At 69.7% G+C, this 13,574-nt stretch carries 7 protein-coding genes; 2 read left to right on the top strand and 5 right to left on the bottom strand.

Annotated elements, in window-relative coordinates:
- Window positions 1-460: 460 nt before the first annotated feature.
- Window positions 461-1,330, bottom strand: coding sequence for a helix-turn-helix transcriptional regulator (locus ABGB05_RS32800; RefSeq protein WP_347657840.1), 870 nt, complete (start codon window positions 1,328-1,330; stop codon window positions 461-463).
- 132 nt (window positions 1,331-1,462) lie between these two features.
- Here ABGB05_RS32800 and ABGB05_RS32795 point away from each other — a divergent pair, with 132 nt between their 5' ends.
- On the top strand, window positions 1,463-2,293 hold the full coding sequence (locus ABGB05_RS32795; RefSeq protein WP_347657839.1) for an SDR family NAD(P)-dependent oxidoreductase: 831 nt from the start codon (window positions 1,463-1,465) through the stop codon (window positions 2,291-2,293).
- A 188-nt stretch (window positions 2,294-2,481) separates the two neighbouring features.
- Here the strand turns inward: ABGB05_RS32795 and ABGB05_RS32790 are convergent, their stop codons facing one another.
- From ABGB05_RS32790 to ABGB05_RS32775, 4 genes are all read right to left on the bottom strand, one after another.
- The gene (locus tag ABGB05_RS32790) at window positions 2,482-8,667 is read right to left on the bottom strand and encodes a S8 family serine peptidase (RefSeq protein ID WP_347657838.1); all 6,186 of its coding nucleotides are present in this window, start codon (window positions 8,665-8,667) and stop codon (window positions 2,482-2,484) included.
- A gap of 14 nt (window positions 8,668-8,681) precedes the next feature.
- Complete coding sequence (locus ABGB05_RS32785) at window positions 8,682-8,843, bottom strand: hypothetical protein (RefSeq protein ID WP_347657837.1); 162 nt, start codon at window positions 8,841-8,843, stop codon at window positions 8,682-8,684.
- A gap of 81 nt (window positions 8,844-8,924) precedes the next feature.
- Window positions 8,925-11,879 (bottom strand): AAA family ATPase, encoded by a 2,955-nt coding sequence (locus ABGB05_RS32780; RefSeq protein ID WP_347657836.1) that lies wholly within the window; start codon window positions 11,877-11,879, stop codon window positions 8,925-8,927.
- A 100-nt stretch (window positions 11,880-11,979) separates the two neighbouring features.
- Complete coding sequence (locus ABGB05_RS32775; protein ID WP_347657835.1) at window positions 11,980-12,234, bottom strand: hypothetical protein; 255 nt, start codon at window positions 12,232-12,234, stop codon at window positions 11,980-11,982.
- A 426-nt stretch (window positions 12,235-12,660) separates the two neighbouring features.
- Between ABGB05_RS32775 and ABGB05_RS32770 the strand changes: the two genes are divergently transcribed.
- A complete protein-coding gene (locus ABGB05_RS32770; RefSeq protein ID WP_347657834.1) occupies window positions 12,661-13,545 on the top strand; it encodes an alpha/beta fold hydrolase in 885 nt (294 codons plus the stop codon).
- Window positions 13,546-13,574: the final 29 nt, after the last annotated feature.

Below are 13,574 nucleotides of genomic sequence, written 5' to 3'. Positions count from 1 at the left end.
GACGACGCGCCTCGCGGGCGCCGCGACGTACTGCCATCGGCTATGACAGCCACTTCGCCGCGCTGTTGTCCTGGTGTGGGGAGTGGATTGGAGTAGGCGGACTTTCCCCACGGCGCTGAGCGGCACTCACCCCTCTGAGCTGCCCCGATCGTCACAGCGCCGACCGGTCGCCATGACATTGGCGCTGCCCAGAGAACTGCGGATCGTTCCTTGACGCGGAAGAGGTTATTGGTCCAGCCCCGGTACCGCCCGCCAGCTATAAGCAGGCCATGCGGCTCGTCACCGGATTTCCGGTAACGAGTCATTCTCGTTGTGTTCCGTTGGGCGGGCGCACGTTGAGAGCACGTGGTTCGCCGGGCCCGGGCCGCGGGTTGGCCCCGTGCGGCCCGGTCGGACGGAGCGGGCGGCAGTTGATTCGAGGGCGCCTTGGGCGGGGCATCGCTTGTCGCGCGGCATCCGGTCACGCTTCCTGACGGTGCGGCGTTTTTCCCGGGGGAACGCCGACCGGTACGGAGGCTGTGTAGGAGGCGAGCAGAGCGAGCTTGTCGGCGCTGTCGGTTCCCGGGTCGGGGTGGTAGACGGCAAGGGCGAGGGTCTGCGCGGTGTCGCCGACGATGAGCTTCGCGCGGTTGAGGGTGAGCGGCCCGACGAGGGGGTGATCGATGGTGACCGGCCAGTTCTGCTGGGCTTGGACGTCGTGCTGTGCCCAGAGGGTCCGGAACCGTTCGCTGGCGAGGGAGAGTTCGCCGACCAGTTGGACGAATCTGGTGTCGTTGGTGTCGGTCCCGACGGAGCGGCGGAAGCCGGCGACGAGCCGGGCGGTCGTGTCGTCCCAGTCCGGGTAGAGGGCTTGTTCGTCAGGGTCGAGGAAGACCGCGCGAAGACGGTTCTCCCCTGGGGCGAGCCGGGGCGAGAGCGCGGTGGCCAGCGGGTTGGCGTCCAGGACGTCGAGATAGCGGCCCTCGACAAAAGCGGGCAGATGTAGGGATACCAGGAGCTTCCGGATGCCCTCCGGGACGGTTTCGCGCGGCCGCCGGCGTGCCCGTGCCGGGGACTGCTCGGTGAGGGAGAGCAGGTAGGCGGTTCCGGTCGGGTCGAGCCCGAAGACGCGAGCGAGGGCTTCCAGAACTTGCGGCGAGGGGTGCCGGTCGCGGCCCTGCTCGAGGCGGAGGTAGTAGTCGGGGCTGATCCCCGCGAGGAGGGCCACCTCCGCCCGGCGCAGGCCCGGTACCCGGCGGTTACCCGTAACGGGCAGGCCGACCTGATCGGGGCGTACCTGCGCGCGGTGGGCGCGCAGGTAGTCGCCGAGCATGTTCTTGCCGGAAGCCATGTCTCGATCGTAGATCCCGGATCAGGGCTGGTCGTAGCCCTGCGGGGACCACTGTCCCGGGGGCATACCCGCGGTGACGGCGGCGAGACCACCATTGGTGGCAGATCAAGCGCGACCGGCTTCCCATCGGAGGTGCGGGCGTTCTCAATGCCGCGAACGCGGCTGCGAACGAAGGGAAGAACTGTGACTGGGCTGGCAGTAGTGACTGGTGCGTCCTCCGGGATCGGCCGCGAGTACGCGCGCCGGCTGGCCTCGCAGGGCGTGTCACTGATCGCGGTCGGGCGCCGGCGGGAGCGACTCGACGGATTGAAGGCCGAGTTTCCCGATGTCACCGTGCATACGGTGGTCGCGGATCTGGCGACACGGGACGGCATCGAGCAGGCGATCGCCGCGGTCGCGGACCGGCCGGTGACGATGCTGGTGAACAACGCCGGTGTGGCGCACTACAAGGCGTTCGTCGAGCTCCCGCCGGAGCAGGCCGCGGAACTGATCGGGGTGAAGGTGCTCGCGCCGACCCTGCTGACCCGCGCGATCGTCCCCGGCATGGTCGCCCGTGGCGCCGGGCGGATCGTCAACGTGTCCGGAATGATCGCGTTCAGCGGCCCGGCGAGCCTGGAGCAGGTCCCGCTGCGCCGTGCGGTGTACGCGGCCAGCCTTGCGCACAGCGTCGCCCTGTCGCAGACGCTGCATGCCGAGCTGTCGCCGCACGGGATCCACGTCCAGGCGCTCTGTCCGGGCGTCGTCGCGACCGAGTTCCACGAACGGCAGGGCATGGACCTCAGCGCAGCCCCGCGGATGAGCGCGGCCGACGTCGTCACCGCGAGTCTTCGTGGTTTTGCGCTCGGCGAGACCGTCACCGCGCCGGGCGTCGAGCTGAACGACCTCCTGCAGAGTGTGTTCGACGCCGACCTCGCCGCATTCGGCGGCCAGTCCCCGCAACTGGCGACCCGCTACCGCTCCTGACGATCCAGCAGCAAGGTTCGGCGGCAGCACACCAGGCCGCCGCGCCCCGCCTTGTGCCGGCGCGCCGTCAACGCCACCAGGTGCGCGAGTACGGCCTGGAGCCGCGAACCCGGTAGTCGTGGTCAGAGCCTCCCCGGCGATCCTCTCCGAGGAGGCTCTGACCACTGCTGGCGAATCGGTTGGTCAGCTCACAGGCGCGGGTCCTGCTGGACCTTCAGGGCGCTGAGGATCGGGTCGCCCTCGCCCTTCTCACGGGTGAGCTCGATCTTCAGGTCGCCACCCTCGTGCTCGACGATGACCATGTTCAGGTCCGCGGTCAGCGCACCCACCTTCGCCTGCACGTCGTGGTCGTAGAGCACGACCTTGCCGTTGGCGAGCACGTCGAAGGCACGCTTGCCGACCTTGACCTTCTCGATTTCCGCGAAGTCGAGGCCGATCCGGTACGTCCCGGCGGGGGCGTTCTTGAACACGTAGCTGAACGTCTCGCCGGTCCGCTGGGTGCGGAACAGCACGTCGTCCTCGGTGCCGGCGATGTCGGACCTGGTGGTACGCGCCCTGCCGCCGACGTAGCCCCACGGCCGCTTGCCGAGCTCCTGGTCGGGCGACCAGACGAAGCCGTCGGCACCGACGTACCCGGACCCGCCCACGTCCACGCCCCGCCAGTAGGCCGAGGTCGCCAGGCGGACCGGCTTGAGCTGGGCTTCGCCCTTGCCGGCGTTCGTCGCCACGAGCAGGTCCCCGACGAGTACGCCGGGCTCGACGTCGGCGTTGTCGGCCGTCGCCGTGACCGTGGTGGACTCGCCGGCCGCCAGCGTGACCGTGCCGGTCGCGGCCGCGCCCGTGAGGGTCAGCCACGGAAGGTCGGCGGCCTCGTGCCCGCCGCCGCTGGTGCGTTTCTGCTCGCTGATCCGCACCTCGAGCGGGGCGGAGCCGGTGTTGGTCACGGTCACGTCGGCCATCGACTTCTGGCTCCTGTCGAGGAGCCAGTCGAGTTCACCTCCGGTGACGGTGGCGATGCCCGTGGTCAACGCCGTGTCGACGACCTCGGCCTGATCCTTCCTGGCGATGGTCACCGGGTGGCTGGCGGTGACGTAGTTCGGCGCCGAAACCTCCACGGTGTTCTCGCCGACCAGCGCCTGGGCCTTCCACCGGCCCTTCGCGTCGGCCGTGATGACCCGCTCACCGCCCGGCCCCTTGAGCGTGACGATCGCGCCCTCGATCGGCTTGCCGTCGTTGGCGTCGGTGGCCGTGCCCTCGATCGTGCCCGCGGCCGGGAGGGTGTACTCCAGCCCCAGGCCGGCCTTCAGGACGGGCTGGTTGACGGAGTACTGGCTCGCGGGGTTGCGGGTCAGGCTCTCCACGCCGACTGTCGCCGACGACCCACGGGTGAGCGGGTTGTCGCCGCCGACGCCGTCGCCGTACCCGATCTGGATCCGTCCGTCCGCGATCAGGGTGACCGAGAAGCTCACCCGAGCCGTCCGGTCGTTGTAGAAGGCGACGTTGCGCCACTCGATGACCTGCGCCGCCAGCCCGTCCACCTCGGTCGTGCCGAGGTAGATGCCCGCCTGGTCGTCCACGACGAGGTCGTCCCAGAGCGGATAGATCGCGTCGATCGGGTACGGCGACGGCAGTGCCGTGTTGTTCCCCAGCGTGCTGGCGCGGTCGAAGGTCAGCGTGCCGTTTGTCGTCACGCACACGCCGTCCCAGGCCGTGTCGTAGAACGGGAACAGGAAGTCTGAGTTGAACCACTGCACGCCGCAGAGGTCGTCGCCGTGCCACCCGGACTCCTCCGTGCCCTGGCGGTAGAGCCCGTCGGTCACCTTCATCGAGTACGAGCGACCGGCGGGGGCCACCGGCACGGGGCCCGGCTCCGGCTGTTCGGGCTGGGGCTCCGGCTCCGCCGTGTCTGCGCGCGGGTCGAGCGTCACCCGCAGCGCGGCGATGGTCGGGGCCTTCAGGCCCTTCGATCCTCGCAGCTCCACGGTGAGCGGGCCACCCTCGTGCTTCACGACGGCGGTGCGCCAGTCGGCGGTGTTCGGCCCCACGGCCGCAGCCGGGTCGTACGCGTACTCCGCCAGCGTTCCGTCCACGAGGACGTCGAACACCCGCCTGCCCTTGGCCGTTTTCTCGATCTCGGCGAACCCGAAATCGATCGCGTAGGTGCCCTTGGGCGCGTCGGGGAAGCGGTAGAACAGCTGCTTGTCCGGCGTGCTCCGCTGCGACTGGAACAGGGCGTCGTCCGTCGTGCCGTTGATCCCGGCCTTCGTGGCGGCGACCTTCGTCTTCCCCTCGTAGCCCCACGCCGCCTTGCCGGCGGCCTGGTCGCCGGACCAGGTGTAGCCGGAGCCGTCGGTGAACGTCGAGCCGCCGGCGTTGACGCCGACCTGGTACTTCGTGGTCGTGAGCGTCACCGGGACGTAGGTCTTGGACTGACGTCCGGAGTCGGACCTGACCACGATGTTCGCACCGAGGACGCCGGGCTTGGTGCCCTTCGAGGAGATCGAGACCTTGACGGTCGTCGACTGACCCGGGGCGAGGGTGCCGCCGGTCGAGGAGAGCGACAGCCATGGCAGGTCGGTGACCTGGTCGTCCTCGACGTCGACCAGCACGACGTCGTCGGCGATCTGGTCCACCGCCCACAGGGCCCCGGTCGAGTCGGTCTCGAGGCCGCCGCCCTGGCCCACCTTCTGGCCCGGGAACCACCACGCGTTCACCAGCGAGCAGTCGTCGGGGTCGACCTGCAGCAGGCGGGTGGGCCGGTTCGAGGTGAGGTCGGTGTACCAGATGGTGTCGGACGCCTGGTTGTAGGCCAGGCCAATCACCTCGGGCAGCGGCGGGGCGCAGAAGGACAGCAGTGCGCCCGCGTTGTCGTGCGACGTCCCGGCGACGGTGCCGATCATGCCGTTCGCCCGGCCGCCGACGTAGAACACGTCCTCCGTCGGGTTGTAGGCGAGGCCGGTCAGCGGCAGCGTGGACCAGTCACCCTTGATCTGCCGGGTCTCCTTTCCGGTTTCGCGGTCGAAGCAGTGGATGTAGCTGGCCGGGCTGTCCTCCAGCTGGCACATGTCACCGGTCTTGGTGTCGAGCGCCATGTCGAACGCCCGGTAGGCGGGGTTCCACGCCGCGTCGAAGACCTTCCCGGTCGGCTTGCCCGCCACCGTGTAGGCGGTGTTGGTCCGCGCGTTGTAGTCGTGGACCCAGACGTCGCCGTCGTACCCGACGCCGGACGGCTCCTTCTCCGCGATCGTGCCCGGGATGGCGATCCGGGTGATGACGTCTCCGCCGGCGGTCGGGCCGACCTTGGCGGCCGCCTGTGTCTCCGCGGCGCTCGTCGTCGTCGCCTTGCCGTCGACGTTCGACGGCTTCGTGCCGCTCGCACCGGCCTTCCACGCGGTGAGGTCGATCGTGCTGGCCGCACCCGTGCCGGTGCGCGCGGTGGTGCCGGAGGCGTCGAGCTCGGGGTGGCGCGCGGCCTCACCCAGGTTGTACGTCAGCGGGGCGGAACCGGTGTTGGTGAGCGTCAGCGAACCCGCACCGTTCTGGTCGGTGCCCAACAGCGCCTCGAGGCCGTCGGCCTTCAGACCGGCGACACCCGTGGTCAGGCGCACGTCGATCGTTGCGTTCGCGTAGAGCTTGTCGAGGGAGAAGGGATATGCCGAAGTCGCGTAGTTCGGCGCGTCGACGGTCATGGTGTAGTCGCCGACCGGAAGCTGGCGGTGCACGACGCCCGTCCCGTTGGTCGTGACGGTCTCGACGAGCCCAAACTTGTTCGAGAACGAGACCTTGGCCCCGGCCACCGGCAGCCCGTCGTTCTGGTCGACGACGGTCGCGTCGAGGTACCCGAAGTCGGGCATGTCGTAGGTGACGGTCATCCCGTCGCGCAGCACCGGGGCGCTGTCGGAGAACCGGATGCCGTTGACGCCGGCCCAGCCCTGGATGCCGGTGACGGCGTGGCCGCCGGCGGTCACCGGGTCGTCGGTCCCGACGCCGTCGCCGTAGCCGAAGATCACGGTGCCGGAGCGGGTGAGCGTGGCCGAGAAGTTGACCGGCTCCGTGTACTCCGACCGGATCGGGTAGGCCCAGATCTTGGCGTTGCGGTACTCGACGACAAACGCGTCCTCACCGTTGACCTTGGTGGCTGCCGTGAAGACACCACCGCCGGGGGCGAACTCGACGGGGGACTGGACGTAGAACGGGAAGATGCCCGCACCGCCGGTCCCGGGCCCGGTGGTGGTGTCCGGGGAGATCACGCCGCGCTTGCCGATGCCGAGGGTGTCGTGGCTGCCGTTGTACAGCGCCACCGGGAACGGCAGCTTCACCGTCGCCCACACGCCGCTGGTGAACCCGACCGGGTCGGTGCCGCGCAGGTACTCGCCTTCGGAGACGACGCAGCTGTAGCCGCCCTCGTCGACGACGAGCCCGACCGGGATCTCGAGCGACTCGTTCTGCGTGCCGACAGTCAGCGGGATTGTCGTGGGCGAGAAGCAGGCGTTGGGCTTGACGGTCAGCTTGTACCCGCCCTCGGGGACACCGCTGATCGTGAACGCGCCGTTGGCGTCGGTGCGTACCGGCTTCAGCGGCGTGTCCGCGACGGTGACGTCGGCGTTCGGGACGGGCTGCAACTTGTCGTCGACGACCCTGCCGCTGATGTGATGCCTCGCAGCAGCGGTGAGCGGCAGCCCGACCGAGGTGTCCTGGCCGAGAGTGATCGTGACGTTGGCGGTCGCGGTCAGGTAGCCGAAGACCTTGGTGCTGAGCTGGTAGTCGCCGACCGGGAGGTTCGTCGTGAACCGGCCGTCCTCGTCAGTGCCGATCGACCGGCTGAACGGTCCGCTGATTGTCACCTCGGCGGCGGGGACCGGGGCGCCGTCGGCGGTGACGACACCGGTCAGGGTGCCGCCCTGCCGGGGCGCGAGCTCGAGCAGGCGGACGAGGTCGAGCCGGCCCTCGCCGTACTTGTTGTTGAACGCGGCGGTGCCGCCGCACTCGGTGTCGTCGACGTCGACGGCCGACTCGGCGAGCAGGCGACGGGTCTGGTCGACCTGCCCGATGAGGGTCGGGTCGTAGCTCCACAGCGCTGCGACGGCACCGGCGACGTGGGGCGCCGCCATCGAGGTGCCGCCCATCTCGACGTAGCTGTTGCCCGGGTAGGACGACAGGACGGCGTCACCCGGAGCGGAGATCTCCGGCTTGATTCGGCCGCCTTCACCCTCGCCCTTGCGGGAGAACAACGCGAGCGTGCCGTCCGACGAGTAGGCGCCCACGGAGTAGGCGCTCTCGGCGGAGCCGGGCGATGACACGGTGTCGCAGGCCGCGTACGGCGTGGTGTTGCCCGATGACCAGACGCTGAAGATGCCCGCGGCGGTCCAGGCCTCGTCGATGGCCCGGAAGAAGTCGTCGAAGGCGTGCTCGGCGGTCTGACCCCACGAGTTGTTGATGACGTGGGGACGCTTCGACGGGTCCGGGTTGTCGCCGTGGACGTCGGTCGGGGCGAGCAGCCACCAGCCGGACCGGAGCAGCGACTCGACGCCGGTGCTGTCGCAGCAGCCGTTCGTGGCGATCCACTGCGCGTCCGGGGCGACGCCGACGTGGTTGGTGCCGTCGGCGCCGACCATGGTGCCCATGGTGTGCGTGCCGTGTCCGTTGTCGTCGCACGGCGCGTCCGTGCACGTGCCCCGGGTGGCCATCCAGTTGTAGTTGTGGTCGACGGTGCCGTCGGGCTGCACGCCGCGGTACTGGTTGGTCAGGGCCGGGTGGTCGAACTGGACGCCCGAGTCGAGGTTGGACACGGTGATGCCCGCACCGGTGGCGCCCATGGCCCAGGCCTGGGGTGCGTGGATGGCCTCCAGACCCCACGTGACGGTGTCTGCCTCGGCTGCCTTCGGGGCGGCGGGACGGGCAGCCTGGTCAGCGGGGCTTTTCTCGACCACGGGCTCGACCAGTGCGACCTGCGGCGTCGCGTGGATCTCGGCGACCTGCACCTTCGAGGCCACGTCGAGGGCAAGCTTCTCGGTGCCCCCCCTGACGAGCACGGCGTTGGCGATCGGGTACGAGGTGTATGTGACGCCTGCCTGGTCGAGGTCGGTGGAGACGGATGTCAGGGACGTTTTCGCCGCCGCGGTCAGCGCGTCGTAGACGAACTGACCACGAGCGGCCCAGTCGGTGATCTTCTTCGCCGGCTCGAGGTCGGCCTCGGTGTCGAACCTGATCCAGAAGTCGGATGCCGGAGATGTGCGGAAGCGGTCCTTCAGGTTCGACGCGATCTTGTTGGTGGCGGCGCCGGGATCCGGGTCGGCGGCGGAGGCCGCTGGCGCCTGGATCAGGCTCAGGCCGACCGCTGCGGCAAGTGTTGCCGCGAGGGCTTTGAGTCTCATGTGGGTCCTTTGGCCTACAGGGGCTGGTAGGGGTCGTGGTTCTCGTGGTCGTCGGCGCCGTCGGCGCGGTCGACGTCGCGCGTGTCGGGGGAGTTGACGCGCGGCTCGCGGGACGGTTCGGGTGGTGGCTGGTGCACGTCGGTGGCGTCGTCACGCGCGGCAGGTCGCTCAGGCATGCATCGCCCCAGGGCTGTGGATCATGAAGCCATGCTCGACGGGGGTGAATGATCTTCGCTATCCAGCGGATACGTCAATTTTCACGACGCGTCGTCGAGAGAGTCCTCTTCTGCGAACACTCCGGCCTCCACCGCCTTGACCGCGAGCGCGGTCCGAGAGGTTACCTTCAACTTGCGCATCGCCGCACGCAGCTGCTGATCCACCGTGGCCGGCGACTTGGCCAGGATCCGGCTGATCTCCCGGTTCGTCTTGCCGGCGACAACCAGCTGGACCACGTCGAGCTCGCGAGGTGAGAGCTGGTCACCGTACCCCCGTCGGCCGCCGCGCCACAGGCGCGGGACCTCGGCGCCGTGCTCGCGAAGCCGCTGCGCGACCCGGTCCGCATCGCCGCGGGCGCCGAGCCTGAACAGGTGCTCGTACTGTGCGGCCAGCAGCTCCCGGCCCGGTTCGAGCTCGCCGTGCGCGATGAGCGCCTCGGCTTGCCGCTCCCGGGCGAGCATGGCGTCGTAGGGGCGCGGCATCACGCTCCAGGCGCGCGCCGCCCGATCGTGCACCGTCGCCGCGCGGGCGTGGTCTCCGGCCGCGGCGAGCAGCAGGGCGCGGCATACGGTGAGCGCGGCGCGGGGCGCCGGTGCTGTGCGGCCACGTAGTCCTCTGGCGAACTGGTCGGCCAGGCGGGTCGCGGCCTTCAGGTCGCCCGCGGCGAGGTGCGCCTCGATCCGGGCGGGAACGAGGTCCGTCGCCCAGATCCAGATGCCCTTTCTCCGGACGGTGTCCATCGGCTCGTCCGTGATCTGCAGCGCCCGACCGCTGTTTCCGTCCGTCAGCCACAGTCTGGCCAGCGCGGCGGCGGCCTCCATCGTGTCGTCGGCTGCGCCGAGACGGGCAGACTCCTCGAGGACCAGCCGGAACTGCTCCTCCGCGGCGCGCCGCCGTCCGGCCGCGGCTGCCAGCCGGGCCGCGAGGCGAATGCTGCCGAGGTAGTGCGCCGGCCGGTCTCGGTCGGCATCGGCGAGTGCCGCACTTCGGTCCGGGAGATCCTCCCACCGGCCGGTCAGCCACGCCAGGTTGGCCTGTTCGAGTCGGACGTTGTGCTGCAACCGGGACGCCTGCTCGGTCTCGGCAAGGCGCATGGCCACGGCGAGGTGTTCGTCCGCGTCGGCGTACCGACCCCAGATCAGCGCGCCGGTCCCGACATTCGCGTGGATGCGGGCCACGTCGAGGCGCTCCGCCGAGGTTGCGCCGTCGACGGGTAGGCCGGCAACGACGTCCCAGGCCTCCTCCTCGCCGAGCATGAGCAACGCGGCGGCGCGGTTGCCGGCCAGGTTCAGCCGCTGCGCGGGGGAATCGACCTCGGCGGCGAGCTCGGCGGCGCGATCCAGCCAGCGCCGATGGGTCGCCGCCGGCCACGGCCCCGCATAGGCCCATCCGAGGTAGGTCATCGCCCGAGCCGCCTCGACCGGGTCATGGTCAAGGTTGGCCACCGCCCGCTCCAGCTCGCTGAGTGCGGCCTGCGCCTCACCCCCGGTGATCAGGAGTCGCCCCAGTGGGTTGCGGATCTCGGCCTGCTGGCGGGCGGAGAGACCGGGGGTCTCCAGCACCGAGCGCAACGTACGGATCACGCGGTGGTGAACCTCGTCGACCGGTTCACGCCGGCCCAGCGCGGCCACTCCGGCGATGCGCGCGACCCGTGCCCGGTCCACCGGCGGCAGCACGGCCCACGACAACAGATCGACCAGCACGTCGACCGCCTTGGTGTGGTCACCCGAGGCCATGGCCAACTCGGCACCCTGCTCGGCGTACCGCGCCCAGGACTGCCGCTCGCCCGCCTCACGGAAGTGGTGGGCGAGGCGCGCCACAGGCGGCGGGTGGATGTCCTCCAAGGCCCGGCCGGCCAGCAGGTGAAATTGTCTGCGGTCGGTCAACGGGATCGCCTCGTAGACAGCCGTGGCGGCCAGCACGTGCCGGAATCGCCACCGGCCGCGGTCGTCTCCGTCCAGGACGCCGGCGTCGGCCGCCTCCGCGACAGCGCCTCGACACGCAGCCGGTGACAGGCCGGCGGTTTTCGCGATCGTGGCCACCGACGACCGCTCAGCCAGCGTGGCCGCGGCTCGCAACACCTGCTGCGCCGTCGGCGACAGACGGCCCACCCGCTCCCGGGTGGAGTCGCGCACCGTCGGCGGCACCTGTAGCTCGCGCAACTTCAGCCGGACCCACTGCCCGTCGCGGAAGACGAGGTCGGCACGGTCGCACATGAGGCGAACCGACTCCTCCAGGGCCAGCGGAACGCCGCCGGTCCGCTCGTGCATGAACGTCGCGAACTCCTGCGATACCGGGTTGCCGTCCAGCATCGAGGAGACCAGCGCTGCCGTGTCGTCGGGTCGCATCGGCGCCAGGGCGATCCTCAGCTGGGTCACGCCAGCAGGCAACCGGGACGTCAGCCGCAGCAACAGCGATCCGTCGTCCACCTCCTCCGGCCGGTAGGAGACCACGAGGCTTGGCCCGTCCGACTGCTGTCGGGAGGTGACGAACAGCAGGAACTCCAAGGTCACCTCGTCTGCCCAGTGAGCGTCCTCGAGCACGAGAACGTCGACACGCAGCGCCCGCAGCAGCTCGTCCAGGGCGCGGAACAGGCGATGCCGTGCCGCCTTCGCATCGTCCAGGGGCTGTAGTGCGGGCGGCAGGTCCGAGGACCATTCCGGGAACAGGGGTCGTAACGCACCCGCGAGCTCGGTGAGCCGCAGTCGCGACACCGGGCGGTCGATCCCACGGAACGCGTCGACGATCGGCCCCAACGTCAGCGACTCGCGAAGCGGCGGGCACACCGAGACCAGCGCCGTACGCTGGTCTGGCGCGGCCAACCACTCTCGCAGCAGCCGGCTCTTCCCGATCCCCGCCTCGCCCTCCACCAGTACGATCGCCGGTGGCCGGGCCAGGGCGCCGCGAAGCGCCGCCATCTCTCGATCACGGCCCACGAAACGCGGTGTAGAAACCGTTGGTGCAGTTCCATCGTCCTCGGGCGAGGGGTCGAGCATGCGTGATGATCTCGCTTTTCGGTGCTCGGGCACAAGTACCATCGCCGCGACTCTCGACCAGCGCGATGGAGTTTGCGTCGGTGGCGTCGGTCTTGCGGCCCTACCCGGTGGCGAACATCCCCGCCCCGGGCGGACAACTCCGGTGCACGTCCACGACCTGCTCGCCATCGGCGAGCAACCGGTTGGCGATGTGCCGGCTGATTCCCTGACAGCCCTCGAGCGCCCGGATCCGATGCGGCCACCGCTTTGCGTACTCCTTCATCGCCGCGTAGTCGTCCCGGCCGGTGTCGAAGCGGCCGCCGCCGGCTCCGGTGCTCGATCCGCCTGGTCCGTCGAGCCGGGAGGGCGACGTCACTTCGAGCAGCGCAAACCCCTCGTGAGCCGCTCCCCGCCCTTGGCGGCGCCCGGGCTGCGCAGGCCAGATGAGAGCCACACGACCAGCGTGGGCAGCCGATGAGAGAGCGGTCGACGAGCGGATGTCGCCTGAGACGTTCAGTTCTTGGGGTCCGGAGACTACTGTGGTCCGATCGGCATCGGCCCGTCGTGAGGATCAGCAACGTGGTGCCTGGAAACAACGTGGTGCCTGGAAACCCGGACCGAGCGGCGCGTCCGCCAACCTCCGAACCCGCCCGAGGCACAGCGCGTCGCGAATACCTTACACTTTGAAGCCGCATCCTGCGGCGCAGCCAACTGCCCCGAGGGATGACCTATCGAGTGATCAGGCACGACGCTTGGACCATGCGGTACGCGCGGTTGGTGCGCTCGACCCTGTGGAGGGCAGATGACCGATCTGACGCTCGTGACAGTCCACGGGTTCGTCTCCTCACCGCGGACCTGGGAAAGACTGGTGGCTGTCTGGTCTGCCGACGAACGTCTCCGCAGTCTCAGGATTCACCCGTTCGAGTACCGGTCGCCGAAGATGCCGAGACTGCCACTCTCGCCGCAGCGCATTCCGGACTACGACGACATCGCCCAGACGCTTGCCTCCACCTTCACGGCAGCACTCGCGGACGCCCCGGCGACAGCGTTCGTCACCCACAGCCAAGGTGGTCTGATCGTACAGCGGTTTCTCGCCTGGATGCTGCAGCAGGGGCGAGGTCGCGAACTGTCCAGAATCGTCTCGGTGATCATGCTCGCGTGTCCGAACAACGGGTCGGACTACGTCCGTACGTTGCGGCACGCGTTCGGTTACCGCCGCCATCCGCAGGCTGGCGACCTGGAGATGCTCAACAGACGGGTTGCGGACACGCAGCGGACAGTGTTGCGGGACATTGTCAACACCGACCGCACCGACGATCACCGGTGCCGGATCCCATTCCATGTCTATGCGGGCGACAGCGACCGGATCGTGGTCGCGGCGTCGGCGCAGTCCGCTTTCCCGGGCGCGTCGACGCTGGCAGGGAATCACGCATCCATTCTCGACCCGTCGGCTCCGGGAAATACCACCGCCGACGTCGTGCGGTATCACCTCCTGGCCGACCACTCGTCGTGGCGTACGGCAAGCCCATCGTCCGGCCGGGCGGTGCCGCAGGACAGTAGGGGACCGGGCATCGTTGAGGGGTTGATGACATCGAACGGCGACATCACCGTGAGCGGTACGTATGTCGCCGGTCATGACATCAGGTTCGACCGCCACGCGGACGACGAGCAGGAGCGATCGTCCTGAACCCGCATCGAGAGTCGTTCGGTCCCGAG

Origin of the sequence: Plantactinospora sp. B5E13, from assembly GCF_039871775.1 — a bacterium.
In the GTDB taxonomy this organism is placed as follows: Bacteria; Actinomycetota; Actinomycetes; order Mycobacteriales; family Micromonosporaceae; genus Plantactinospora.
The sequence above is the reverse complement of the archived record's forward strand: the minus strand, read 5'-3'. Positions and strand labels throughout refer to the sequence as shown.

Coding starts and splice junctions, on each gene's coding strand:
- ABGB05_RS32780 (WP_347657836.1), bottom strand. CDS start 11,879: ATGCTCGACCCCTCGCCCGAGGACGATGGAACTGCACCAACGGTTTCT.
- ABGB05_RS32770 (WP_347657834.1), top strand. CDS start 12,661: ATGACCGATCTGACGCTCGTGACAGTCCACGGGTTCGTCTCCTCACCG.
- ABGB05_RS32790 (WP_347657838.1), bottom strand. CDS start 8,667: ATGAGACTCAAAGCCCTCGCGGCAACACTTGCCGCAGCGGTCGGCCTG.
- ABGB05_RS32800 (WP_347657840.1), bottom strand. CDS start 1,330: ATGGCTTCCGGCAAGAACATGCTCGGCGACTACCTGCGCGCCCACCGC.
- ABGB05_RS32785 (WP_347657837.1), bottom strand. CDS start 8,843: ATGCCTGAGCGACCTGCCGCGCGTGACGACGCCACCGACGTGCACCAG.